The following is a 25,673-nucleotide window of genomic DNA, read 5'->3' on the forward strand; positions in this document are numbered from 1 at the left end:
GGCCGCCGCCGCTTCGGCGGAAGGCAGCTCGATTCGCGTCGGCGTGGAAAAGGTCGACCAGCTGATCAACCTCGTGGGCGAGCTCGTGATCACCCAGGCGATGCTGGCGGAAACCAGCAGCGCCTTCGATCCGGCGCTGCACGACCGCCTCTTCAACGGCATGGCGCAGCTCGAACGCAACGCGCGCGATCTGCAGGAAGCGGTGATGTCGATCCGCATGATGCCGATGGATTACGTGTTCAGCCGCTTCCCGCGTCTCGTGCGCGACCTCGCCGCGAAGCTCGGCAAGGAAGTGGAACTGGTCACGTTCGGTCAGGCGACCGAACTCGACAAGAGCCTGATCGAGCGCATCATCGATCCGCTGACCCACCTCGTGCGCAACTCGCTCGACCACGGCATCGAAACCGTGGAAGCGCGCCGCGCCGCAGGCAAGGACGCGACCGGCCAGCTCGTGCTGTCCGCCGCGCACCACGGCGGCAATATCGTGATCGAAGTGAGCGACGACGGCGCGGGCCTGCGCCGCGACAAGATTCTCGCCAAGGCGGCCAAGCAGGGCATGACGGTCAGCGACACGATGACCGACGAGGAAGTCTGGAACCTGATCTTCCTGCCGGGCTTCTCGACGGCCGAACAGGTCACCGACGTTTCGGGCCGCGGCGTGGGCATGGACGTGGTCAAGCGAAACATCCAGGCGATGGGCGGCCACGTGGAGATCAGCTCGCACGCGGGCAAGGGCAGCACGACGCGCATCGTCCTGCCGCTCACGCTGGCGATTCTCGACGGCATGTCGGTGAAGGTCGGCAACGAGATTTTCATCCTGCCGCTGAACTTCGTGATGGAGTCGCTGCAGCCGCGTCACGAAGACATCTACACCGTCACCAACGGCGACCGCGTGGTGCGCGTGCGCGGCGAATATCTGCCGCTCGTCGCGCTGCACCAGTGCTTCAACGTCGATGGCGCGCGCACGGATCCGACGCAGGGCATCGTCACCATCATGGAGACCGAAGGCCGCCGCTTCGCGATGCTGATCGACGAACTGGTCGGCCAGCAGCAGGTCGTGGTGAAGAACCTCGAAACGAACTACCGCAAGGTGCACGGCATTTCGGCGGCGACCATTCTGGGCGACGGCAGCGTCGCGCTGATTGTCGACGTGGCCGCGCTGAACCGCGAAACGCGCGCGTCGCATGGCGTGGGCGCGGGCATGAAGAGTGCCAACGCCGGTTCGTTCCAGGAATTCGCCTGAGCGCGCCCCAACGGGCGGGCGCTTGACGCCCGCTCGAAGCACGCTCGATACAGAACGCATCAACCAACCATTTCCCAACCGTTCAGGGGCTAACGTGGCAGAAGTCCAATCCATCCAGGGCGGCGGCGCACAGGGCGCTGTCGCTGGCGCGCACCGCCGCGACGCGCAACAGGCCGACGCAGGCGGTCAGGAGTTCCTCGTCTTCACGCTGGGCGCGGAAGAGTACGGCATCGACATTCTCAAGGTCCAGGAAATCCGCGGCTACGAGAGCGTCACGCGCATCGCCAACGCGCCCGATTTCATCAAGGGCGTCATCAATCTGCGCGGCATCATCGTGCCGATCGTGGATATGCGCATCAAGTTTCATCTGGGCCGCGTCGAGTACGACCACCAGACCGTCGTGATCATCCTGAACGTCGCGCATCGCGTGGTGGGCATGGTGGTCGACGGCGTGTCGGACGTGCTCACGCTGCAGGCCGACCAGATCATGCCGGCGCCGGAATTCGGCGCGACGCTCACGACCGAGTACCTCACGGGTCTCGGCACCGTGGACGGCCGCATGCTGATCCTGATGGACATCGAGAAGCTCATGACGAGCCGCGAGATGGAACTCATCGAGGCGCTCACCGCTTAACGCGGCGCAGCACACGGCACACGGCATACGGCATTGGCACGGCAGCGCAGGCACGCACAGTACGAGCAGGCACGACAGGGCAACAAGGCGAGGTAGCTTCGGGGGTGAGGCCGCAAGGCCCGCGTTAGAGGAAAGAGCGGAGAGCCGCCGGCATCAGACCGGTCAGAGCGGCACACCGCCATCGTCCCGACGCGTCCGCACAACCCGGCGCCACCTTGACGAAGCCGCCCGCGAACGTCGCACAGGACAGGAGCAAACGATGTTGCACAGATGGTCGATCCGCACGACGCTCACGGGCGTCGGGGTCATTCTCCTGGCGCTGACCGTGCTGGTCGGCGCGCTCGGGCTCGTCGCGCTCGGCAACGCGAGCGACTCGCTTGCCACGATCGCGCGCGGCGATCTCGTCGCGATGCGCTCGCTCAACGACACGTCGTCGTATCTGCTGCGCTCGCGCGTCTCGCTCGACCGCGCCAACTCGCTCTATGCGGCCGGTCAGAACGACGAGGCGAAGAAGGTCATCGACCGCGCCGACTTCCTGCTCGGCAAGTCGAACGACGCCTGGAAGGCTTTCCAGTCCGCGCCGAAGACCGGCCTCGACGCCGCCGCGCTCGACGCGCTCAACACGAAGCGCGCGTCGCTGCTCAACGACGGCGTGCAGCCCGAGTTCGCGGCGCTGCGGGCCAACGATCAGGCGGCCTATCACGCGATCGCGGACACGAAGATCAGCCCGATGTTCGTCGACTACGACAACTCGGCGGCGCCGATCGCTCAACAGCTGCAGGACGGCGCGCAGGCGCGCGAGGAAGGCGCTCGCTCGCAGATCGCGCTGATGCGCACGCTGATCGGCGTGGCGATTGCCGTGGCGCTCGTGCTGGTGGTGGCGATCCGCTTCGCGATGCGCGGCCTGATCGTGCAGCCGCTCGAAGACGCGGTGCAGGCCTTCGAGCGCATCGCGCAGGGCGATCTCACCGAACGCATCGAGGTCTACAGCAACAACGAGATCGGGCGTCTGTTCGCGGGCGTCAAGCGCATGCAGGACAGCCTCGTTTCGCTCGTCTCCGCCGTCCATAACGGCGCGGGTTCGATCGACGTGGGCGCGCGCGAGATCGCAATGGGCAACACCGATCTGTCGCAGCGCACCGAGCAGCAGGCCGCGTCGCTGCAGGAGACGGCGTCGAGCATGGAGCAGCTCACCGGCACCGTGCGCCAGAACGCCGAGAACGCGCGCCAGGCGAGCCAGCTTGCCGTGAACGCGTCCGATATCGCGACGCGCGGCGGCGAGGTGGTCGGCGAAGTCGTGCATACGATGCAGGACATCGCCGCGAGTTCGGCGAAGGTCGTCGACATCATCAGCGTGATCGAAGGCATCGCGTTCCAGACTAATATTCTCGCGCTCAACGCGGCCGTGGAAGCGGCGCGCGCGGGCGAGCAGGGCCGCGGTTTCGCCGTGGTCGCGGGCGAGGTGCGCACGCTTGCGCAGCGCAGCGCGGGCGCGGCCAAGGAAATCAAGGAACTCATCAGCGATTCCGCGCAGAAGGTACAAAGCGGCTCGCAACTGGTGGGCCGCGCGGGCACGACGATGGACGAGATCCTTCAGGCCGTGCGTCGCGTGACCGACATCATGGGTGAGATCAGCGCGGCATCCGAGGAACAGTCGAGCGGCATCGAGCAGGTCAATCGCGCCGTCACGCAGATGGACACGGTCACGCAGCAGAACGCGGCGCTCGTGGAAGAAGCGGCGGCTGCGGCGGCATCGCTCGAAGAACAGACGCGCAATCTGCAAGGCGTGCTGGGCACGTGGCGCACTAATGGCGGCGACCGCGGCGCTTCGAATGGCGCTTCGAATGCTGCTTCAAGCGGCATGGCACGCAGCCATAACGTAACAAAGCCTTCAGTTTCCGCCGCGCCTGCCGTTGCTGCAAAGACGGATGCGAAGTTTGCGGCGGCGTCGGCGAAGCGCGTGACGCCGACAGCGTCGAAGCCCGCCGCGTCGGCACCGGCTGCGAAGGCGGCGAAACCGGCGGCAGTGCGCGCCGAGCCGCAAGCGGCGCCGGTCAGCGTGGCGGCTTCCGCGAAGGACGATTCCGATTGGGAGACGTTCTGATCGGCGGTTCTGATCGACTCAAGACGGCCACGCAGGCAGAGCACGTAGAACACGCAGCAAAACGGCAGCAAAAAAAGCAGTCGAAAAAGCAGTCGAAAAATTAGCACCGGCAGCACGGCAATCATCCACGCAACAACCAGAAGTAGACATAGGCAGACGAGAACGGCAATGCAACTGAGCGCAACATCCCGGCATGATTCGCACCGCGCCGCTGCCCGCCTGGCAGCGAGCGCACCGCGCGCCGCGCTTACGCTGGCATTGCAGGAGGCCGGAAGTGCGCAGTCACACGCGGCAGTGCGCGCAGCGCGCGTAGGGGCAGGGTCATGAGGTCCCGCACCGAACGCAACACCCAGGCCGATCGCGGCGACGCAACGCGTCTCGCATCCGGCGCATCGGGCGAAGGCGCCACGCGCGACTTCGATTTCACGACGGCGGATTTCGAGCGCATCCGCGCACTGATCCATCGCCGCGCGGGCATTTCGCTCTCGGACCACAAGCGCGACATGGCCTACAGCCGTCTCGCGCGGCGTCTGCGCGCGCTCGGCCTCGACAGCTTCCGCGAATACCTCGACGAACTCGAAAAGCGCAACGACGCGAGCGAGTGGGAAGCGTTCACCAACGCGCTCACGACCAACCTCACGGCGTTCTTCCGCGAGGCGCATCACTTCCCGATCCTCGCGGATTTCGTGAAGCGCCGCGCGCAGCCGGTCTCGGTCTGGTGCTCGGCGGCCTCGACGGGCGAGGAACCGTACTCGATCGCGATGACGCTGATCGAAGCGCTCGGCGACCGCGCCGCCCGCGAGGCGCGCGTGCTGGCCACCGATCTCGACACCCAGGTGCTCGCGAAAGCGGACGCGGGCGTCTACGCCTGGGATCAGGTCAAGCACCTGACGCCCGAGCGCCTGAAGCGCTTCTTCCTGAAGGGCACGGGCTCGCACGCGGGTCTCGTGAAGGTGCGCCCGGAACTGCGCCAGATGATCAAGTTCGAGCAGCTCAATCTGACCGATTCGGACTACGGCCTGCGCCAGAACTTCGACGCGATCTTCTGCCGCAACGTGATGATCTACTTCGACAAGCCGACCCAGGCGCAGGTGCTCACGCGCTTCGAGCCGCTGATGAAGCCGGACGGCCTGCTGTTCGCCGGCCATTCGGAGAACTTCACGTACGTGACGCAAGCGTTCCGTCTGCGCGGCCAGACCGTCTACGAACTCACGCGCGGACGCGGCGCGAGTCCGTCGGCTACGAGCACGACGAGCGCCGCGAGCACGGTTAGCGGCGCGAAGACGCCCGCGAAGTCCGAACCGCTGGGAGCGAGCGTATGAGCACCCGTCTGCCGATCGCGACCAACCGCTACTTCGACGCGCACTTTCAACGCCCCGGCGTGAAGCTGCTGCCGAACGAATTCTTCACGACGAACGAAGACATGGTGCTCGTCACCGTGCTCGGCTCGTGCGTGGCGGCATGCATCCAGGACCGCACCGCAGGCATCGGCGGCATGAATCACTTCATGCTGCCCGACGATGGCGCCGACGCGGGCACCGCGCCGGTCGGCTCCGACGCGATGCGCTACGGCGCCTACGCGATGGAAGTGCTGATCAACGAACTGATCAAGGCGGGCGGCCGCCGCGAGCGCTTCGAAGCCAAGGTGTTCGGCGGCGCGGCCGTGCTGGCGGGCATGACGACGATGAACATCGGCGACCGCAACGCCGCGTTCGTGCGCCGCTATCTCGCGACCGAAAGCATCCGCATCGTCGCGGAGGATCTGCAGGGCTCGCATCCGCGCAAGGTCGCGTTCCTGCCGCGCACCGGCCAGGTGATGGTCAAGAAGCTGCGCCTGTCGCAGGAGACGAGCGTGACCGAGCGCGAACAGGCGCTCGCCCAGCAGTCGGCCGAAGCGCGCGCCGAGCGTCTGGCACGCGCGCGCGCCCGCGTCGAGCTGTTCGGACTCAACGGCGCGGCGCGCCCGGGCGCGCCTGGCGCGAACGGCGTCGCGGCCGGCAACCACTTTTCAACATCCACGCCGCAGCCGGCGCGGCCGCGCGTCGAGTTGTTCGGCGCGGGCTCGGCCCCGGCCACGCGGCATCCCGGCCATGACAACGCCCGGACAGTAGAGGAGGCGTGAACGCTGTGCAAAAAATCAAGGTTCTGTGCGTCGACGATTCGGCGCTGATCCGCAGCCTGATGACCGAGATCATCAACAGTCAGCCGGATATGACCGTCGTTGCGACCGCGCCCGACCCGCTCGTGGCGCGCGAGCTGATCAAGCAGCACAACCCCGACGTGCTCACGCTCGACGTGGAAATGCCGCGCATGGACGGTCTCGACTTCCTCGAGAAGCTCATGCGCCTGCGGCCGATGCCGGTCGTGATGGTCTCGTCGCTGACCGAACGCGGCAATGAAATCACGCTGCGCGCGCTGGAACTGGGCGCGGTCGATTTCGTCACGAAGCCGAAGGTCGGTATCCGCGACGGCATGCTCGACTACGCCGAAAAGCTCGCCGACAAGGTGCGCGCCGCCGCGCGCGCCCGCGTGCGTCCGGCCGCGCCCGCGCGTGCGGCCGCCGCGCCGGCCGCCGGTCATCCGGCCGCCGCGCATGGCGCCGCGCACGCACCCGCCGCCGCCGCGCCGATGATCAACAACCCGCTCGTCTCGACCGAAAAGCTGATCATCGTCGGCGCGTCGACGGGCGGCACCGAAGCGATCCGCGAAGTGCTGCAGCCGCTGCCGCCCGACGCGCCCGCGGTGCTGATCGCGCAGCACATGCCGCCGGGTTTCACGAAGTCGTTCGCACAGCGCCTGAACGGGCTGTGCCGCATCACGGTGAAGGAAGCGGAGCACGGCGAACGCGTGCTGCCCGGCCATGCCTACATCGCGCCGGGCCACGCTCACCTGTTGCTCGCGCGTAGTGGTGCGAACTACATCGCGCATCTGTCCGACGACCCGCCGGTGAACCGGCATCGTCCGTCGGTGGATGTGCTGTTCCGCTCGGCCGCGCAACACGCGGGCAAGAACGCGATCGGCGTGATTCTGACGGGCATGGGCCGCGACGGCGCGCAAGGCCTGCTGGAAATGCGCAAGGCCGGCGCGTTCACGCTCGCGCAGGACGAAGCGAGCTGCATCGTGTTCGGCATGCCGCGTGAAGCAATCGCGCTCGGCGCCGCCGACGAGATCGCTTCGCTCGCCGACATGAGCCGCCGCGTGATGACGCGTCTCGCTTCGATGGGCGATCGCGTCCAGCGCGTGTAATATGCCGGCCTCGCGGGGCGCGTACTTTTTACGAGAGATCGTGGGGCTTTGTAAGGCTTGCGCGATCGATCACGATTAATTTATCTGGATAGGCACTGCGCTTGTCTGGATAATTGCCCAGGTTTTAGCCTGGAGGAATGGAACCGAGATGGACAAGGGAATGAAGATTCTGGTGGTGGACGACTTTCCGACGATGCGCCGGATCGTCCGCAACCTGCTCAAGGAACTGGGCTATGCGAACGTCGACGAAGCCGAAGACGGCGCAGCGGGCCTCGCGCGCCTGCGCGGCGGCAACTACGAGTTCGTGATTTCCGACTGGAACATGCCGAACCTCGACGGTCTGGCGATGCTCAAGGAAATCCGCGCCGACGCCTCGCTCTCGCACCTGCCGGTGCTGATGGTGACGGCCGAGTCGAAGAAGGAAAACATCATTGCCGCGGCCCAGGCGGGCGCGAGCGGCTACGTCGTCAAGCCGTTCACGGCGGCGACGCTCGACGAGAAGCTCAACAAGATTCTCGAAAAGATGGCGAAGACCGGGAGCTGACGTGAACGAGCCCATTGATGCGGCGCATGAAGGCGCCGCGGAGTCGGGCGATCTCGCGACGGACCGCATCCTCGCGCGCATCGGCCAGCTGACGCGCACGCTGCGCGATTCGATGCGCGAGCTCGGTCTCGACAAGCACGTGGAGCGCGCCGCCGAAGCGGTGCCCGACGCGCGCGACCGGCTGCGCTACGTCGCCAACATGACGGAGCAGGCCGCCGAACGCGTGCTGTCGGCCATCGAGCTCGCCAAGCCGCTGCAGGAAAAGGTCGAAGCCGACGCGAAGGAACTGTCGTCGCGCTGGGCGACGTGGTACGACGCGCCGATCGGCCGCGAGGAAGTGCGCTCGCTGATGGACGACACGCGCCAGTTCCTCGACGGCGTGCCGGAAGTCACCACGGCCACGAATCAGCAACTGCTCGAAATCATGCTCGCGCAGGATTTCCAGGATCTGACCGGTCAGGTGATCAAGAAGATCATGGACGTGGTCTACGTGATCGAGCAGCAACTGCTGACGGTGCTGGTCGAAAACATCGCGCCCGAGCGGCGCGAGCAGTTCGCGGCGACCGCCGCGCTGCTGGCCGAGGCGCAAGCGCAGGCGAGCAGCACGGGCAGCCCGGAAGGCCTGCTCAACGGTCCGCAGATCAACCCGGAAGGCAAGACCGACGTCGTCCAGGATCAGGCTCAGGTCGACGATCTGCTGGCGAGTCTCGGGTTCTAAGGCGGACAGCCGGGCGCGGGCGGGACGCCGCGCCGGTCGGCGAGCGTGGGTTTGCCGCGCCGCACCTGGCGAAATTGCCGACTGTCGGGTGTCATCGTCGACAGGCATACTTGACGGTGAACGCTGTTGTCCCGCCTCGGCGCCCGCCGTGGCGGCGTCAGGCAGCGCAGCCAGCCGCTTCCCGTTCCGCCGCCGCCCTCGCTTGAGCTTGTTCGACCGGGCGCGCGCGGCGCCGTGTGCGGGAGCGTGCCACCGAGAGAGGGAGGGCCGCCTTGTATCCGCTTGCCTCGTCCGTCGCGTTCGCCGCGACCCGCCGTGCCGGTTCGCCCGGCGCGCACCTGCCTGCTGATCCGTCCGTTTCCGGTTGCTTCGCGGATTCTGGTTCCAGATTGGGTTGGGCTGCTCCGGTTTCTGTTTCGCCTCCTGTCTCGCTGTTTTCGTCGGTTTTCTCCCCGCTTTCCTCCCCGCTTTCCCCCCGGTTTCCCGCTTCGATATTCGCCGCGTTGCAGCGCGCCGTGGCCACGCTCGTCTGCGCGGCCGGGCTGCTGGGCATCGCCCAGCCGGCCAGCGCCGCGCTCGGCGGTGCGCCGATGACCACGCCGGCCGGCGCGACCGTCGGCGCGCCCAGCACCGCGAACACGGCGGTGTCCACCGTGAAGCGCCAGGCCGTGCAGGCGAGCGCGGCGGCTTCGTCCAGTGTGTCGGCGAGCACGTCCACCAGTGCATCCACCAGCGCCAGCTCGACCGCCTACACGGTGCGCGAAACCACGCTCGCCAACGGCACCGTCGTGCGCGAGTACCTTTCCTCGGCGGGCACGGTGTTCGGCGTCGCGTGGAACGGGCCGCAGCCGCCCGATCTCGCGTCGCTGCTCGGCAGCTACTTCCCGCAATACGTCGCCGGCGTGAAGGCCAATCGCGCGGCGGGCGTGCGCGGGCCGGGCGCGGTCGACAGCAGCGGCCTCGTGGTCCACTCGGGCGGCCACATGGGCGCGTTCTCGGGCGAGGCGTGGCTGCCGCAGGCGCTGCCATCGGGCGTCAGCGCCTCCGACATTCAATGACGAACGGGAGACGACGCGTGTTCACCATCGGCTTCTCCAATCTCATTCCCCGCGCACTGCACGTCCTCGACGCGCTGCGCGCTCTGCGTACCTTGAGCGCCGGTCCGGCCCTCGCGCGCGGCGGCCTGCTGGCAGCGTGTTTCGCGCTCAGTGCGGGCCTCGCGGCCTGCGGCGGTGGCGGCGGTTCGGACAACAGCAGTTCGAGCAGCAACAGCGCCAGCGACACCTCGAAACTGCCCGCCGGCCCCACGCAGCAGCCGATCGCGGTCGGCGCGGCCAATACCGTCGGCGTGACGGTGAATGCGGGCGTCACCGGCAACATGCCGAACATTCCCACCATCAGCGTGACGCTGTGCGTGGCGGGCACGAGCACCTGCCAGACCATCAGCAATGTTCAGGTCGATACGGCGTCGTACGGGCTGCGCATCGCCGCTTCCGCGCTCAACAGCACGATGACCGGCGCGCTGCCGCTCACGACGGCCTCGGGCGGCACGCTCGCCGAGTGCACGGCCTTCGCGGACGGCTACACCTGGGGCACGGTGCGCAACGCCGACGTGAAGATCGGCGGCGAAACGGCCAGCAACATCCCGGTCCAGGTGGTCGGCGACCTCAGCACGAGCAGCGTGCCGCAAGCCTGCGCGAGTTACGGCGCCGCGCAGAACTCGCCGCAGGAGCTGGGCGCGAACGGGCTGATCGGCATCGGCGTGGCGCCGTGGGACTGCGGCTCGCGCTGCGCGACCAACGTCAATAACACGAGCAGCTACTACAGCTGCCCGAACGGCAGCAATTGCAGCACCGTCGCGGTCGCCACGGGCGCGCAGGTCGCCAATCCCGTCGCGCATTTCGCCACCGACAACAACGGCGTGATCCTGCAGATGCAGCCCGTCTCGCTGAACGGCCAGGCCAGCGCGACCGGCACGCTGGTGTTCGGCATCGGCACGCAGTCGAACAACACGATGAGCGCCGGCCAGACCTTCGCGACCGATCAGTGGGGCGACGTGGTCGGCAGCTACAAGGGGCGCTCGCTCGCGGCCTTCCTCGACTCGGGTTCGAACGGGCTGTTCTTCAACGACAGTTCGATCGGGCAGTGCGGCGGCAATCTCGGCACCTTCTATTGCCCGTCGACGCCGCTCGCGCTCTCGGCGACGCTGACCGATCTCAACAACAAGACGGCCACCGTGAACTTCAACGTGGTGAGCGCGCAGGTGCTGCTCGGCAACGGCACGAACTACGTGGCGAACGACCTCGGCGGCGAGTTCGGCTCGAACGCTAACCTCGACCTCGGCCTGCCGTTCTTCTACGGCCGATACGTCTATTACGGCTTCGACAAGACCGCCACGGGCGGCACGCAGACGCCTTACTTCGCGTTCTGAGCGTGTCCGGCGTCCTGCGTCTTGCGCCGCCGCTGGCCGGGCGGCGCAGGGCGCGGGTGGCTGTGGCGCTCGCTCGCGTTCGCGCCCTCATTGCGCCGCTTTCCCGCCGTTTTCTCACCATTTACCAGCCGCCGACGCGACATCCCCGCGTCACGAACCCACCATCCTCACGCCGATCCGGCCCGCCTCGCGCCGGTTCCGGCCTTCCATCCAGTGAAATACCCCGGTTTCCCCGCCTTACTCCGCCAATCGCCGCTTGCCCCGCGCGGCAATAATCGCTCTCACTGAAAAAGGCTGTGCGCCGTCACCGTTGGGGTGGCGGGCCGCGTGCGGCGCCGACCGGAGCATCCGTGGCAGAGGACAGCGACCTCGAAAAAACCGAATCAGCCACTCCCAAGCGCCTCGAAAAGGCGCGTGAGGAGGGGCAGGTCGCGCGTTCGCGGGAGCTGGCTACGTTCGCGCTGCTGTCGGCGGGGTTCTTCGGCATCTGGATGCTCTCGGGCACCATCGGCGAGCATCTGCAGGCGATGCTGCGCGGCTCGTTGACGTTCAACCACGCCGACGCATTCGAGACCAGACGCATGCTCATCGGCGCCGGTGTGGCCGCGCGCGAGGGCTTGTACGCGCTGTTCCCGGTGCTCGCGCTGACCGGCGTGGCCGCCTTGCTCGCACCGATGGCGCTCGGCGGCTGGCTCTTTTCCACCAAGTCGCTCGAAATGAAGTTCGACCGGCTGAACCCGATCTCGGGCCTCGGCCGCATCTTCTCGATCAACGGCCCGATCCAGCTCGGCATGTCGCTCGTGAAGACGATCATGGTCGGCGCGATCGGCGGCTCGGCCGTGTGGAACCGGCGCGACGAGATTCTCGGCCTCGCGATGCAGCCCGCGCCGCGCGCGTTCGCCGACGCCTTCCACCTGATCGCCGTGTGCTGCGGCACGACCGTCGCGGGCATGTTCGTGGTGGCCGCCATCGACGTGCCGTATCAGCTCTGGTCGTATCACCGCAAGCTGCGCATGACGAAGGAAGAAGTGAAGCGCGAGCATCGCGAGAACGAAGGCGATCCGCACGTGAAGGGCCGCATTCGCCAGCAGCAGCGTGCGATGGCTCGCCGCCGCATGATGGCGCAGATTCCGAAGGCCGACGTGGTGGTCACCAACCCGACCCACTTCGCGGTCGCGATCCAGTACACCGACGGCGAGATGCGCGCCCCGAAGGTCATCGCCAAGGGCGTGAACCTCGTGGCCGCGCGCATCCGCGAACTGGCGACCGAGAACAACGTGCCGCTGCTCGAAGCGCCGCCGCTCGCGCGTGCGCTCTATCACAACGTCGATCTCAACCGCGAGATTCCCGGCCCGCTCTACGGCGCGGTCGCGCAGGTGCTCGCGTGGGTCTATCAGCTCAAGCGCTTCCGCGAACACGGCGGCGACGTGCCGATGGCGCCGACCGATCTCGACGTGCCGGCGGATCTCGACAAGGGCCCCGTCAGCGACGACGACGCCGCCGAAGAAGCCGACGACGCGCTCTCGCCCGAAGGCGCCGCCGACGCGTCGCGCGACGCCAACACCACCGCATCGAACCCCGCAGGCCGCGCCGACACCGCGCGCGGCGGCAATGAAGGAGCAACAGAATGAACGCCCGCACCGGTTTCCTCGCGCGGCGCCCGGAGGTGCTGCAAGGCACGAATCTGCGCGCGCTGGCGGGGCCGATCCTGATCTGCATGATCCTCGGCATGATGATTCTGCCGTTGCCGCCGTTCCTGCTGGATCTGCTGTTCACCTTCAACATCGCGCTCTCGGTGATGGTGCTGCTCGTCAGCATGTACACCATGAAGCCGCTCGATTTCGCGGCGTTCCCGAGCGTGCTGCTGTTCTCCACGCTGCTGCGCCTGTCGCTGAACGTGGCGTCGACGCGCGTCGTGCTGCTCGAAGGCCACACCGGCCCCGGCGCGGCCGGCCAGGTGATCGAGTCGTTCGGCCACTTCCTCGTCGGCGGCAACTTCGCCGTGGGCATCGTGGTGTTCGTGATCCTGATGGTGATCAACTTCATGGTGATCACGAAGGGCGCGGGCCGTATCGCGGAAGTGTCGGCGCGCTTCACGCTCGACGCGATGCCCGGCAAGCAGATGGCGATCGACGCCGACCTGAACGCCGGTCTCATCAACGAAGAAGCCGCGCGCAAGCGCCGTACGGAAATCTCCCAGGAAGCCGAGTTCTACGGCTCGATGGACGGTGCGAGCAAGTTCGTGCGCGGCGATGCGATCGCCGGTCTGCTGATCATGGCGATCAACATCATCGGCGGCCTGATCGTCGGCGTGGTGCAGCACGGCATGCCGCTCGCGGCGGCGGGCGAGACCTACACGCTGCTGACCATCGGTGACGGCCTCGTCGCGCAGATTCCGTCGCTCGTGATCTCGACGGCCGCGGGTGTGATCGTCTCGCGCGTGGCGACCAACGAAGACATCGGCACGCAGCTGACGGGCCAGCTGTTCACCAACCCGCGCGTGCTGATGATCACGGGCTCGATCATCCTGATGATGGGCCTGATTCCCGGCATGCCGCACTTCGCGTTCTTGCTGCTGGGCGCGGGCGCGATCCAGCTCGGCCGCGTGCTGAAGAAGAACGCCGAGGCGAAGAAGGCGAGCAGCGTGCTCGCGGACATCGCGCCGGCCGCCGTCGCGCCGGTCGAGAACACCGAGGCGAGCTGGGACGACGTCACGCTCATCGACACGCTCGGTCTCGAAGTGGGCTATCGCATCATTCCGCTCGTCGACCGCAACACCGACGGCGAACTGCTCAAGCGCATCAAGAGCATCCGCAAGAAGTTCGCGCAGGAAATCGGCTTTTTGCCGCCGGTCATTCATATTCGCGACAACCTCGAACTGCGTCCGAACGCCTACCGCATCGCGCTCAAGGGCGTGGAAGTGGGCACCGGCGAGGCGTTCCCGGGCCAGTGGCTCGCGATCAATCCGGGCCAGGTGAGCGCGGTGCTGCCGGGCATGCCGACCACCGATCCGGCGTTCGGCCTGCCCGCGATCTGGATCGATTCGAACATGCGCGAACAGGCGCAGGTGTTCGGCTACACGGTGGTCGATTCGAGCACGGTGGTGGCGACCCACCTGAATCACCTCGTGGTGATGCACGCCGCCGAACTGCTTGGCCGCCGCGAAGTGCAGTCGCTGATCGAACGCGTGCAGAAGGACACGCCTTCGCTCGTCGACGACCTCGTGCCGAAGGTGATGTCGGTCACGACGCTGCAGAAGGTGCTGCAAAACCTGCTCGAAGAAGGCGTGCCGATCCGCGACATGCGCACAATCATGGAGTCGCTTTCGGAGCACACGCCGCGCCTGTCCGACGCGCACGATCTCACGGCGGCGGTGCGCATCTCGCTGGGCCGCGCGATCACGCAGCAGTGGTTCCCGGGCAGCGGCGACATGCAGGTGATGGGGCTCGACGCGAATCTGGAACGCGTGCTCTCGCAGACGCTGACCTCCGGCCCGAATCCGGGCCTGGAGCCGGGCCTCGCGCACACGCTGCTTACGCAGACCGAAGCGGCGATGCAGCGTCAGCAGGCGATGGGGCTCTCGCCGGTGCTGCTGGTGCAGCATGCGCTGCGTCCGATGCTCTCGCGTTTCCTGCGCCGCAGCCTGCCGCAGCTCAAGGTGCTCTCGTACGCCGAAGTGCCGGATACGCGCAACGTGCGCGTGGTGAACGTGGTGGGCACGAACTGAGGCTGAGTTGCGGTGGATTTTTTAGAAGCCCGCTGGGAGGTTACGGCGGGCTTTTTTGCATCGTCGCGGCCTTATCGCTCGTAGTGAAAGCGGCACTGCATGACGTAGATCACGCCTTCCTGGACGAGGTAAACGAGCCGGTCCGCCTGCGTGATGCGACGCGACCAGAAGCCGGTGAGACTGCCCTTGAGCGGTTCGGGCTTGCCGGTTCCACGAAACGGATCGCGCGCGATTTCCTCGATCAGTCCGTTGATTTCACGGACGATCGCCATGTTGGTTTTCTGCCAGTGCAGATAGTCGTTCCAGCCGTGGTCGGACCACGCGACCTTAACGCCGCTTGCCGCCTTGTGCTTGTTGCGCGCCTTCTTCTGCTGACTCATCGATCAGCCCTCGCAGCGCGGTGCGGCCGGCCTTGAACTGGGCGATGGATTCGGACAGGCGCTGGGCGTTCTCGGGCGACCCGAGCAGATGCAGGCTTTCCTGCAGGCCGTTGAAGTCTTCGAGCCGGTCACAGATGGCCTCCCACGCGCTTGCCGGTATCAGATAGGCGACCGGCTTGTTGCGGTTGAGGATGGCGACAGGGCTTTGGGCCTTCTCGATGGTTGCCATGGGATTCATCTTTAACTCGCTGATGCCGATCGATGTGCTTGCCAGAATGCGTTCCATTTTGCGGAGTCCCACGTAGAAGCGAACAAAGCGACTTCGGCGCCCAGTGACACCGATCAATCGACCTGATTATAGGTCAACTGGTTAGTCGCTTATTTGGTCGATACGGCTGCGCCGCGACCACGCGCCGCGCACCCGAGGCCATGAGCGTCCCACGCCTTGCCGCGCCATGCGCCGCTCGATCCGCGCGCCGCCGCCCGGCACCGTGCGCGCGCCCCATCCCCCGAATTACCCACATTTCCCCGTCCTGATCCACCGATCGTGAAGGGCTCACCTTCGAAATAATTCCAACATCGGAGAAGGGCATGCGCGGCGCGCGGCCCGCAGCGCTCCACAGCAATCGACCGGCGGCGCCAGGCCGCTCACCTCAATCAGGGGCTTAGCTTGAACATTCGCAAATTCATCGGTGGCAACAGCCGCGACGCTTTGCGCCTCGTGCGCGAAGCGCTCGGTGCGGACGCCGTCGTGCTGTCGAACCGCACGCTCGACGACGGTAGCGTCGAGATCGTCGCGCTCGCCGACAGCGACCTCGCGGCCATCGCGCCCGCCGAGGCTGCGGCTGGCTCGCCCCTGAGCGCGGCGTTCGGCGGTTTGCCCTTCGGCGGTTCGCAGCAAGGCTCGCAGTTGCAGGCGGCGCTGGGTCTCGCGCAAAAGCCTTCGCGTCCGGCGCTGCCTTCGGCTTCGTCGGCTTCGTCGGCTTCGTCGGCTTCGTCGACTTCGTCGACTTCGTCGGCACCGACGGCTTCGGCGGGCAATCCCTACGCGAGCGGCATGCCGGACGTGTTTTCGTCGGTGTTCGGCGCGAGCCCGGAAGTGGGCGCGGACCCCTCGGCCGCAGCCGCCGACGACCACGCCGACGCCGATAACGGCGACGACGCCGGCGTCTCGCTCGCCCAATCGATTCAAGCCAAGACCGCGCCGAACGACACGCCCGAAAGCTCAGCGCAGCCGTTCGCCGCGTCGCGCGCCGCCGCCGGCCAGCACGCGCAGCAGTCGACGATGCCGCCGACCGCGCAGGCCATGCAGTCGATGCAATCGCAACACGCTACGCAGCCGTTCGGCACGCTGAAGGCCGCGCCCGCAAGCCAGGCTTCGGCGCGCGACGCCGCGTCGCTGCTCGAACAGGCGGTTTCGCAGTCGTTCCCGCAGTCGTTCCTCGAATCGAACGCGCCGCGCACGATGGCCGAGACGAATCCCTGGCTGATCGACCACGCGCGCCGCATCGCCAATCAGCAGAACGGCCAGGACACGCGCGCGCCGGGCCTGACGCCCGCCGCCGCGATGGCGCGCGGCTTCGGCACGACCGCCGATCCCGTGCATCCGGCCGACGTCGACGCCACGCAGCCCGAGTGGGCGCTCAAGGCGGCTCACGTCGCGGCGCGCCGCGCGGCCCGCAGCATCGGCCAGAGCGCCGACGCCGCCGGTCCGTGGCCCGACGAAGACGGCGCGAAGTCCGCGACCACGGCGGCGAACGTCAGCGAAGCGATTCGCGCGCGCATCGAGCAGGTCGTCAACGAAACCGTGATGAACGAACTGGCCTCCATGCGCGGCATGATGGAAGAACAGTTCGCGGGCCTGCTCTGGGGCGAGCGCCAGCGCCGCAGCCCGGTGCAGGGCGCGCTCACCAAGCAGCTGTTCGCGGCCGGTTTCTCGGCGCAGCTCGTCAAGATGATGATCGAGCGCCTGCCGGACGTGGAAACCGAAGGAGCTGGCATGGAATGGATGCAGTCCGTGCTCGAATCGAACCTGCCGGTGCTGGAGGACGAAGAAGCGCTGATGGAGCGCGGCGGCGTGTTCGCGCTGATGGGCCCGACGGGCGTCGGCAAGACCACGACCACGGCCAAGCTCGCCGCGCGCTGCGTGATGCGCTTCGGCGCCAGCAAGGTCGCGCTGCTCACGACCGACAGCTACCGTATCGGCGGCCATGAGCAACTGCGCATCTTCGGCAAGATCCTCGGCGTTTCCGTGCACGCGGTGCGCGACGGCGCGGATCTGCAACTCGCGCTCACTGAACTCAAGAACAAGCACATCGTGCTGATCGACACGATCGGCATGAGCCAGCGCGACCGCGCCGTGGCCGACCAGATCGCCATGCTGTGCGGCGCGGGCCGTCCGGTGCGGCGTCTGCTGCTGCTCTCGGCGACCAACCACGGCGACACGCTCAACGAAGTCGTGCAGGCCTACCAGAGCGGCCCGGACAATTCGCCGCTCACCGGCTGCATTCTCACCAAGCTCGACGAGGCGACCAACCTCGGCAGCACGCTCGACACGGTCCTGCGCTACAAGCTGCCGGTGCATTACGTCTCGACGGGCCAGAAGGTGCCCGAGAACCTGTACGTGGCCACGCGCCGCTTCCTGATTCGCAGCGCCTTCTGCGTGCCGCGCGACCGCTCGCCGTTCGTGCCGCACGAGGACGACATTCCTGCATTGCTCTCCGCGCTGTCGAATCGTTCGAACGCGCAAGCACCCGAGGTCCGGTTTGGATAAGTTCGTGATCGATCAGGCCGAGGGCCTGCGGCGCCTGCTTGCGCGCGAAGGTTCGCGCGTGATCGCGGTGACGGGTGGACCCGGCGCGCCGGGACGCACGACTGCCGTGATCAATCTTGCGGCGGCGCTGACCGGCCATGGCAAGGACGTGCTCGTCATCGACGAATGTCTCGGGCAGCGCTCGGTTAGCGCGCTGCTCGGCGGCGTGCGCGGTGCGGGCAACTTCGCGGCGGTGATGCGCGGCGAGATGGGGCTCGACGAAGCCGCAGGGCGTCACGCGCTCGGCTTCCGCGTGCTGGCCGCCTCGCGCGAGCACCGCTCGCAGTACACCAGCGCGCAACTGAACAAGGTGCTGACCGGTCCGGCCGACATCGTGCTCATCGATGCCGAGCTCGACGCCGAAGGCGCGCTCTCGCCGCTCGCGATGCATGCGCACGACGTGCTGATCGTCATGCGCGTCGCCGCGCAGGCGATCACCGATGCCTACGCGTGCATGAAGCGGCTGCATTTCGCGCATGCGATCGGCCAGTTCCGCGTGCTCGCGAACCATGTCGCGAGCGCGACCGACGCGCAGGCGGCGTTCGACAACCTTGCGGGCGTGGCCAGCCGCTACCTGACGGTCTCGCTCGAGAACGCCGGTTGCGTGGCCGCCGATCCGCACATGCCGCGCGCGGTGCAACTGTCGCGCTGCATCGTCGATGCGTTCCCCTCGACGGCCGCCGCGCGCGATTTCCGCCACGTGGCCGCCGAGCTGCCGCACTGGCCGATGCGTCCGGCGTTGTCGGCGCGCTCGACCACGGCGGCGGATTTCGCCGAAGCGGTGGCGTCGTCCGACGCCGAGGTCAAGGCGGCGCGCGCGAGCGCGGCGGCGGCCTCCGCTGCGGTGTCGGCGAATGCGTCGGCATCGGTATCGGCAGGACAGACCGGCACGGCGGGCGCAGCGCGCGCGCCGATCGTCGGGACCGCGCCCGCCGGCGTGGCCGCCGCCGCCGTTTCGGCGCTGGCGAGCGCACAGGCGGCAGGCGCGCAGGCAGCACAAACAACCGAATCATTCGTTTCGACCGTCACAGGCGTCCCATCCGCGCCCGCGCCGGCCCACGCCGGATGGCGGGCGGACCCGCCCGTGCAGCGCCCCGCGCCGCAGCACGCATGACGTGCGGCGGACGACAGGTGCAGCAAGGGAAAAGAGAAGCAGGAGAGCATGATGTATAACGCTCAAGGAAAAATTTCGCAGGCCGATGTCCTCGCGAAATACGCGCCGCTGGTCAGGCGTCTGGGTCTGCAGCTCGTGGCGAAGATGCCCGCGAGCGTGGATCTGGACGACCTCATCCAGGCCGGCATGATCGGTCTGATGGATGCGGCCAACCGCTACAAGGAAGACCAGGGCGCGCAGTTCGAGACTTACGCGAGCCAGCGGATTCGCGGCGCGATGCTCGACGAGCTGCGCAGCAACGACTGGCTGCCGCGCAGCCTGCGCCGCACCTCGCGCGAGGTGGAGAGCGCCGTGCATCAGGTGGAGCAGCGGCTCGGACGCTCGGCGAGCGAAACCGAGATCGCCGACCATCTGAGCATGCCGCTCGACGAGTATCAGTCGATGCTCCAGGATCTGCATGGCAGCCAGCTGATCTATTACGAAGACTTCGACCGTTCCGCCGAGGACGAGCCGTTCCTCGACCGCTATTGCGTCGATCATTCGGATCCGCTGTCGGCGCTGCTCGACGACAGCCTGCGCGGCGCGCTGGTCGAAGCGATCGAGCGTCTGCCCGAGCGCGAGAAGCTGCTCATGTCGCTCTACTACGAGCGCGGCATGAACCTGCGCGAGATCGGCGCGGTGATGGAAGTCAGCGAGTCGCGCGTGTGCCAGCTGCACAGCCAGGCGGTAGCGCGTCTGCGTACGCGTCTGCGCGAGATGTCCTGGGCCGGCACCGAGAATTGACGGCGGCGTAGTTCAGAGAGGTAAGAGCCGGAGTGCGAAAGCGCTCCGGTTTTTTTATGCGCGCGTGAATGACGGGCGCGTGAAGGAGTGAAGGCGCGAAGGCGCGCAGCGCACGCCGCACGGAAGCCCAAAAACAAAAAAGCCGAAGCAGACCGCTTCGGCTTTTTTCGTCGCTTCGCGCAGCGTCGTGCCGCGCGAATCCGTCCAGGCTCAGAGCCCGAACGCAGGCAGTCTGCCGTCGGGGCCGTACAGCATCGATGCGCCCGTATTGGTCTCGCCGCGCAGGATCGCGAGTGCGCGACGGTTATGTTCCATGCGCGTGCGGATCATCATGCCGATGGTGAGGTTCTGGCGGCGTGCGCGCTCGGTCGAGCCCTTGAGCAGCGCCCATTGGCCCGCGAGACGCGTGTCGCCGTCGCAGGCCAGCTCGATGCCCTTGCGGCCGCCCGGCAGGCCGAGACCGGCCAGCTGCGCGTCGCGCACCTTTTCGAGACCGGCGAGGCGCTGCGTCAGCGTCGTCTTCTGCTCGACGATCTGCGGCAGCGAGTCCATGCCGTCGGTCGACGTGAGCGCCTTCTCCTCGAAGGCGAGCAGCGACGCGAAGGCCTCAACGGCGGCGTGTTCGTCGATCAGTGTGGCGAGCAGGGCGTCTTTCATCGGTACCACCAGTCAAAGCGGGTTGCGGGCCGGCGCCGGCGATCAGTTGCCCGTTGCCGGCTGCTTGATCAGGCCGCGCGCCGTGTCGAGAATGCCATCGGCGATCTTGCCGGTGTCGATCTGCAGCGTGCCGTTCTTGATAGCGTCCTTGATCGACTGGACGTGGTCCATGTCGATGTCGGCGCTATCGCTCGACGGCGCCGAGCGCAGCGTCGAGGAAAGCGAGGAAAGGCTCACGTTGGCGTCGCCGCGCGTGCTGCCTGCCGCCGCGGTGTTCGCGGCCGGCGTGCTGCTGGCGGACGCCGTGTTGCTGGCGCCAATCGCGCTCGCGGTATCGCCTTGGCCGGTACGCGCCAGGCCGTCTTGCAGCGGACGCGCGTCGTTGCGATTGGAGGTGTCGATGTTCACGATGGGGCTTCCTGATCCGTATGCCTTTGATAACGGCGGGCGCGGCGCGAACTTTAGCGCAAATATCCCGACGTTACATGCTGTTACGTGTGCTGGCGCACATGGCCGGAGGTCCCGTTTTTCACCTTTCCGATCGCGATTTCGACCCTAAATCTGGATCTGCACGGTGGACGCGTCCTTGACGACACCGCTGATGATTTGGCCGTTTGGCGTGCGCACGCGCACCATCTGGCCGGGCGCGGCGTTGTTGAGCACGCTGCCTTCGGAGGAAATCGTGAAATTCGTGCCCACGGCGATCACCTTGACCGTCTGGCCGATGACCACCGACGAGGCGCTGCGCAGCATGTCGGAGCGCAGCGGCAGGCCTTGCGTGATGCGCATGAGCGCGACCGCGCCGTTGGCCTGATCGGGATCGGTGATGATGGTCTGCGGCAGGCTCGCGAGGTCGCCGTCGCGCGGCACGTAGTCGGCGGCGGACAGCGCCTCGCCGGCGTTGATCTGGCGCGCGGCCACGTAATAGGTGACGTCGACCGCGACGCGGCCGACCACGTAGAGCGTCCACGGCTTCGCGCCGACGCAGCGCACGCCCACGGTCGTGCGGCCCCACATGCGCGCGCCCGGCGGCATGAACGGTTCGAGCGCGGCGCAGGCCGCGAGGCCGCGCGGGAACACCGTCCCGACCGTCACGTTGACCTTGCCCGGCAAGCCCGCCGACTGCTGCTGCAGAAACGCGAGCGCGGTGGCGCGGATGCGCTCGCCGTCTTCCTGGCCCGGGGGCACTTGCGCGGCTTGCGCTTGCGCCTGCGCGGCGGCGTTCATCGCGGCGGCGTTGCCGTTCGCGTTGACAGCGGCGCGCGGCGCGTAGCTCGCGCGCATGATCGCGCCGTTGGCGCGGGTGTTCGCGTTGGTATTCGCGCTGGTATTCGCGTAGGTGTTCGTTGCGTTGGCATTGACCGCAGGAACATTCGGCTGCACGACGCGCGGCGCGGCCTGCACCACCACGGGCGCGACCGCGCGTTGCGGCGTGCTCGCGGCGCCCGATGCGCCGACCGTGACGATGGTGGGCGCGTCGTTCTGCGCGGCGGCGTTGCCGCGCTCGCCCGCGCCGGGAATCGTGATCATGCCGGGCTGCTGCGCCTCGGCTTCGGCGCGCGCTTGCGCGCTCGACCCGGCGTTATTGCGCGTGAGCAGCGCGGCGCGGTCGGCGTAAGCCTTCGCGTTGGCGGCCGGATCGGCGGCCCTGGCGGGCTGCGCGAGCATCGCGCTCATCTTCGCGGCATCGGAGCCCGCGCGGTCGCCGGGACCGGCGATATAGATCTGCTGACCGGATGCGCCCGACGAAGCCGACGCATCGCTCTGCGCCCGCGCCGCCGTCGCGAAGGTCATTGCGCTGATCGCGCTCATCGCGCCCAGCAAAGCCGCCGTGGCGGCCGCGAGGCGCTGCGAACGGCCGCGCGCGTGCCGGTGCGCCGTCGCGCGTCGCGCGTTCGGGTGGGCAGTCTGCGGCATCGTCGTTCTCCATCCATTGCATTGACACGCATCGCATTCTAGGCGTCGCTCCCCGCTCGCTAACGTCGAATAGAGGGGGGCTTTACCGGCTATTCGTCCGATTGGTTCTTGCGTCACCCGCCTACTATTCCTCTCCATGCGAAAAGGCCTGCGCGGCCGATCCACCGGACGGATGCGTGTTGCATGCCCGGCGCAGCCTTTCATTTCGTGTAACGGAGAACGCCCGATGCTGGACAAACTCGATGCCGAATTCGCCTTCGGACGCGAAGCGCTCGATGTGCGCGCGACGCGCCAGGCGCTGATCTCGTCGAACATCGCGAACGCGGACACGCCTGGTTACCAGGCGCGCGACGTCGACTTCTCGTCCTCGCTCGCCGGCGCGCTGCGCCAGGCTGGAGCGGGCACGTCGGGCGGCGGCGCGGCGGGCAACTTCCAGCCGCTCGTGATGGCGCAGCCCGCGGGCGTGACGACCGGCATGTCGATGGCGTCGACCGAAGCGGGCCATATGCCCGGCAACGCGAAGCTGGTCGCGACGGGCGGCCCGACCGAGGCGTATTCGAGCGCGGTGATGTACCGCAACCCGACGCAGCCCGCGCTCGACGGCAACACGGTCGACCTCGACACCGAACGCGTGCAGTTCGCGGACAACGCGCTGCACTTCGAGTCGGGCATGACCGTGCTGTCGAGCCAGATCAAGACGATGCTCTCGGCGATCCAGTCGGGCTCGTAACCCGGGCTCGCAAGCCACCAGCCGCACGCCAAGTAAGAACACACAGCAGCATTTTGTGAGGTCACCGAAACCATGCCATCCCTGATGAATATCTTCAGCGTTGCCGGGTCCGCCATGTCGGCGGAATCGCAGCGCCTGAACGTGACGGCGTCCAACCTCGCCAACGCGGACAGCACGACCGGCCCCGACGGCCAGCCCTACAAGGCCAAGCAGGTGGTGTTCGCGGTCGATCCGCTCGGCGGCGCGCGCAGCGCGTCCGGCCAGCAGGTGGGCGGCGTGAAGGTGACGGGCGTGATCGACGACCCGACGCCGATGAAGCAGAGCTACGACCCGGACAATCCCGCCGCCAACGCGGAAGGCTACGTGACGATGCCGAACGTGGACCCGGTGCAGGAGATGGTGAACATGATCTCGGCGTCGCGCTCGTATCAGGCCAACATCGAGACGCTGAACACCGCGAAGACGCTGATGCTCAAGACCCTCACCATCGGCACTTGAAGCGGCACTTGAAGCGCCCCGTAATTCGGGCACGTAAAGAAGACCCCTGAACAGGCGTCCGGGGCCGCGGCGAAACGCGGCACGAGACTACACCACAGACCACACGCTACCCAGTTAGCCGGGCGTATCCGAGGAGAACGCGTTGACTTCCAGCAGCACCACCATCGGCGGCAGTTCCGCCACCGTGTCGCAGTCCCTGCTCGACACCATGAACGGCACGTCGTCGACGTCGTCGTCGAGCGGCACGAGCGGCACCAGCGGCAGCGATCTGCAGAACACCTTCCTGCAACTGCTCGTCGCGCAGCTCAAGAACCAGGATCCGACCGATCCGATGGACAGCTCGCAGATGACCTCGCAGCTCGCCCAGATCAACACGGTCTCGGGCATCGCGAACCTGAACACCTCGCTGACGTCGCTGTCGACGCAGCTGTCGGCCGGCCAGAACGCCCAGGCCGCGCTGCTGATCGGCTCGACCGTGCTGGCATCGGGCACGACCGCGACGGTGTCGAGCGGCTCGGCGCCGCAGCTCGGCGTGCAGCTCACGTCGGCGGCTTCGGACGTCAAGCTCACGATCACGAACTCCGCGGGCAAGGTCGTCAACACGCTCGACCTCGGCGCGCAGTCGGCCGGCACGGTGCCGATCACGTGGAACGGCACGGACGCGTCGGGCGCCACGGTCGCCGACGGCGACTACACGGTCACGGCCAGCGCGACGATCAACGGGCAGGCCGCCACGGCCACCGCGCTCGTGGCGAGCAAGGTCCAGGCCGTCATCCAGCAGCAGGACGGCACCGCGAGCCTGTCGCTCGCCAACGGCAAGACGGTCGCGCTTTCGAACGTGGCCGGCATTCTTTAAACGACAAAGCGGAGTAGAAACTCATGGGCTATCAGCAAGGTTTGAGCGGACTCGCCGCTTCGTCGAACGACCTCGACGTGATCGGCAACAACATCGCCAACGCCAACACGGTCGGCTTCAAGCAGAGCACGGCGCAGTTCGCGAACGTCTACGCGAACACCATCGCGACCTCGGTCAACACGCAGATCGGTCTCGGCGCGGCGCTCTCCGAAGTGCAGCAGAACTTCTCGCAAGGCACGATCACCACGACCGGCCAGGCGCTCGACGTCGCCATCAACGGCAACGGCTTCTTCCAGATGTCGAACAACGGCACGATCACGTACTCGCGTAACGGCGTGTTCCAGCTCAACAAGAGCGGCTACATCGTCGACGCGGCCGGCAACGACCTGATGGGCTACGCAGCCGACAGCACGGGCGTCGTCAACACGGCGCAGACGGTGCCGATCCAGGTCCCGACGACCAACATCGCGCCGGTCACGACCAGCAAGATCACCGCGCAGGTCAACCTGAACGCGCAGTCGACCACGCCGACCGCCACGCCGTTCTCGGAAACCGACTCGAACACGTACAACTACTCGACCTCGGTCACGGCGTACGACTCGCTCGGCGGCAAGCAGCAGGTCAACATGTATTTCGTGAAGAACGCGACGAGCGGCCAGTGGGACGTCTACGCGGGCACCACGGGCAACGCCTCGCTGGTCGGCTCGATGACGTACGACTCGTCGGGCAACCTGACGGGCACGACCGACTCCGCGGGCCTCGCGACCACGCTCGGCGAACTCTCGCTGACGATCAACCCGACCGACGGTTCGGCGACCAACCAGAAGATCACGCTCGACGTCACCGGCTCGACGCAGTACGGCAGCGCCAACGGCGTGAACAATCTGGACCAGGACGGCTACCCGAGCGGCACGCTGTCGAACTTCTCGATCGGCGCCGACGGCTCGATCACGGGCAACTACTCGAACGGCCAGACGATGACGCTCGGCCAGATCGTGCTCGCGAACTTCAACAACCCGAACGGCCTGCAGAACCTCGGCGGCAACCAGTTCGCGGCGACCTCGGCTTCGGGCGTCGCGCAGGTGTCGGTGCCGGGCAGCACGAACCACGGCTCGCTCACGGGCGGCGCGGTGGAGTCGTCGAACGTCGACCTGACGAACCAGCTCGTCGACCTGATCACGGCACAGCGCAACTATCAGGCGAACGCACAAACCATCAAGACGCAGCAGACCGTCGACCAGACGCTGCTGCAGATGTAAGCGCGCCACGCCATTAACGC

23 protein-coding genes and 1 pseudogene are annotated in these 25,673 nt (G+C 67.2%); 19 read left to right on the top strand and 5 right to left on the bottom strand.

Going from position 1 to position 25,673, the window contains the following annotated elements; genetic code table 11:
- The 12 genes from LDO54_RS31940 to flhA all read left to right on the top strand — a co-directional run.
- A partial coding sequence (locus tag LDO54_RS31940) for a chemotaxis protein CheW (RefSeq protein ID WP_224015627.1) occupies positions 1–1,243 on the top strand: 1,243 nt, incomplete at its 5' end.
- Between the two features lie 94 nt (positions 1,244–1,337).
- Positions 1,338–1,877 (top strand): chemotaxis protein CheW, encoded by a 540-nt coding sequence (locus tag LDO54_RS31945; RefSeq protein WP_224015629.1) that lies wholly within the window; start codon positions 1,338–1,340, stop codon positions 1,875–1,877.
- Positions 1,878–2,136: 259 nt separating this feature from the next.
- Positions 2,137–3,981 (top strand): methyl-accepting chemotaxis protein, encoded by a 1,845-nt coding sequence (locus tag LDO54_RS31950; protein ID WP_224015631.1) that lies wholly within the window; start codon positions 2,137–2,139, stop codon positions 3,979–3,981.
- A 323-nt stretch (positions 3,982–4,304) separates the two neighbouring features.
- On the top strand, positions 4,305–5,303 hold the full coding sequence (locus tag LDO54_RS31955) for a CheR family methyltransferase (protein WP_224015633.1): 999 nt from the start codon (positions 4,305–4,307) through the stop codon (positions 5,301–5,303).
- On the top strand, positions 5,300–6,103 hold the full coding sequence (gene cheD, locus LDO54_RS31960) for a chemoreceptor glutamine deamidase CheD (RefSeq protein ID WP_224015635.1): 804 nt from the start codon (positions 5,300–5,302) through the stop codon (positions 6,101–6,103). Before LDO54_RS31955 ends, cheD begins: the two co-directional genes overlap by 4 nt.
- Positions 6,104–6,108: 5 nt before the next feature.
- A complete protein-coding gene (locus tag LDO54_RS31965; RefSeq protein WP_224015700.1) occupies positions 6,109–7,227 on the top strand; it encodes a protein-glutamate methylesterase/protein-glutamine glutaminase in 1,119 nt (372 codons plus the stop codon).
- A 148-nt stretch (positions 7,228–7,375) separates the two neighbouring features.
- Positions 7,376–7,771 carry a chemotaxis response regulator CheY gene (cheY, locus tag LDO54_RS31970; protein WP_065065604.1) on the top strand — a complete coding sequence of 132 codons (396 nt, stop codon included), beginning with the start codon at positions 7,376–7,378 and terminating at the stop codon, positions 7,769–7,771.
- 1 nt (position 7,772) lies between these two features.
- Positions 7,773–8,489 carry a protein phosphatase CheZ gene (gene cheZ / locus LDO54_RS31975; protein WP_224015637.1) on the top strand — a complete coding sequence of 239 codons (717 nt, stop codon included), beginning with the start codon at positions 7,773–7,775 and terminating at the stop codon, positions 8,487–8,489.
- A 515-nt stretch (positions 8,490–9,004) separates the two neighbouring features.
- Positions 9,005–9,547 (top strand): DUF2844 domain-containing protein, encoded by a 543-nt coding sequence (locus LDO54_RS31980; protein WP_224015639.1) that lies wholly within the window; start codon positions 9,005–9,007, stop codon positions 9,545–9,547.
- Positions 9,548–9,564: 17 nt separating this feature from the next.
- Complete coding sequence (locus LDO54_RS31985; RefSeq protein WP_224015641.1) at positions 9,565–10,920, top strand: DUF3443 domain-containing protein; 1,356 nt, start codon at positions 9,565–9,567, stop codon at positions 10,918–10,920.
- A 350-nt stretch (positions 10,921–11,270) separates the two neighbouring features.
- Complete coding sequence (gene flhB, locus LDO54_RS31990; protein WP_224015643.1) at positions 11,271–12,551, top strand: flagellar biosynthesis protein FlhB; 1,281 nt, start codon at positions 11,271–11,273, stop codon at positions 12,549–12,551.
- Entirely contained in the window at positions 12,548–14,647 is a 2,100-nt protein-coding gene (gene flhA, locus LDO54_RS31995) for a flagellar biosynthesis protein FlhA (protein ID WP_224015645.1), read from the top strand. The genes flhB and flhA overlap by 4 nt, the downstream gene beginning before the upstream one ends.
- Positions 14,648–14,718: 71 nt before the next feature.
- Here flhA and LDO54_RS32000 read toward each other — a convergent pair whose 3' ends face one another.
- Positions 14,719–15,027, bottom strand: a complete 309-nt coding sequence (locus tag LDO54_RS32000; protein ID WP_224015648.1) for a Txe/YoeB family addiction module toxin — start codon at positions 15,025–15,027, stop codon at positions 14,719–14,721.
- Complete coding sequence (locus LDO54_RS32005; protein ID WP_224015650.1) at positions 14,975–15,313, bottom strand: type II toxin-antitoxin system Phd/YefM family antitoxin; 339 nt, start codon at positions 15,311–15,313, stop codon at positions 14,975–14,977. Before LDO54_RS32005 ends, LDO54_RS32000 begins: the two co-directional genes overlap by 53 nt.
- A gap of 384 nt (positions 15,314–15,697) precedes the next feature.
- On the opposite strand from LDO54_RS32005, the gene flhF reads away from it, so the two are divergent.
- The 3 genes and pseudogenes from flhF (at position 15,698) to LDO54_RS32020 (ending at position 19,736) form a co-directional block, all read left to right on the top strand.
- Positions 15,698–17,800: a flagellar biosynthesis protein FlhF gene (gene flhF / locus LDO54_RS32010; protein WP_224015652.1), complete on the top strand. Its 2,103-nt coding sequence runs from the start codon at positions 15,698–15,700 to the stop codon at positions 17,798–17,800.
- A pseudogene (locus LDO54_RS32015) lies at positions 17,793–18,575 on the top strand (MinD/ParA family ATP-binding protein); the annotation flags it as partial. The gene flhF and the pseudogene LDO54_RS32015, both read left to right, overlap by 8 nt.
- 429 nt (positions 18,576–19,004) lie before the next feature.
- Positions 19,005–19,736, top strand: a complete 732-nt coding sequence (locus LDO54_RS32020; RefSeq protein ID WP_065065662.1) for an RNA polymerase sigma factor FliA — start codon at positions 19,005–19,007, stop codon at positions 19,734–19,736.
- 210 nt (positions 19,737–19,946) lie between these two features.
- Here the strand turns inward: LDO54_RS32020 and LDO54_RS32025 are convergent, their stop codons facing one another.
- From LDO54_RS32025 to flgA, 3 genes are all read right to left on the bottom strand, one after another.
- The gene (locus LDO54_RS32025) at positions 19,947–20,393 is read right to left on the bottom strand and encodes a flagella synthesis protein FlgN (RefSeq protein WP_224015655.1); all 447 of its coding nucleotides are present in this window, start codon (positions 20,391–20,393) and stop codon (positions 19,947–19,949) included.
- Positions 20,394–20,435: 42 nt separating this feature from the next.
- Entirely contained in the window at positions 20,436–20,801 is a 366-nt protein-coding gene (flgM, locus tag LDO54_RS32030; protein ID WP_224015657.1) for a flagellar biosynthesis anti-sigma factor FlgM, read from the bottom strand.
- Between the two features lie 147 nt (positions 20,802–20,948).
- Complete coding sequence (gene flgA, locus LDO54_RS32035) at positions 20,949–22,310, bottom strand: flagellar basal body P-ring formation chaperone FlgA (protein WP_224015659.1); 1,362 nt, start codon at positions 22,308–22,310, stop codon at positions 20,949–20,951.
- A 226-nt stretch (positions 22,311–22,536) separates the two neighbouring features.
- On the opposite strand from flgA, the gene LDO54_RS32040 reads away from it, so the two are divergent.
- The 4 genes from LDO54_RS32040 (at position 22,537) to flgE (ending at position 25,653) form a co-directional block, all read left to right on the top strand.
- Entirely contained in the window at positions 22,537–23,040 is a 504-nt protein-coding gene (locus LDO54_RS32040; RefSeq protein ID WP_224015661.1) for a flagellar basal body protein, read from the top strand.
- Positions 23,041–23,112: 72 nt separating this feature from the next.
- Positions 23,113–23,538, top strand: a complete 426-nt coding sequence (gene flgC, locus LDO54_RS32045; protein ID WP_224015663.1) for a flagellar basal body rod protein FlgC — start codon at positions 23,113–23,115, stop codon at positions 23,536–23,538.
- A gap of 208 nt (positions 23,539–23,746) precedes the next feature.
- Positions 23,747–24,394: a flagellar hook assembly protein FlgD gene (locus tag LDO54_RS32050; RefSeq protein WP_224015702.1), complete on the top strand. Its 648-nt coding sequence runs from the start codon at positions 23,747–23,749 to the stop codon at positions 24,392–24,394.
- Between the two features lie 23 nt (positions 24,395–24,417).
- A complete protein-coding gene (gene flgE / locus LDO54_RS32055) occupies positions 24,418–25,653 on the top strand; it encodes a flagellar hook protein FlgE (protein ID WP_224015664.1) in 1,236 nt (411 codons plus the stop codon).
- Positions 25,654–25,673 lie beyond the last annotated feature (20 nt).

The organism is Paraburkholderia tropica, assembly GCF_914484835.1.
In the GTDB taxonomy this organism is placed as follows: domain Bacteria; phylum Pseudomonadota; class Gammaproteobacteria; order Burkholderiales; family Burkholderiaceae; genus Paraburkholderia; species Paraburkholderia tropica_A.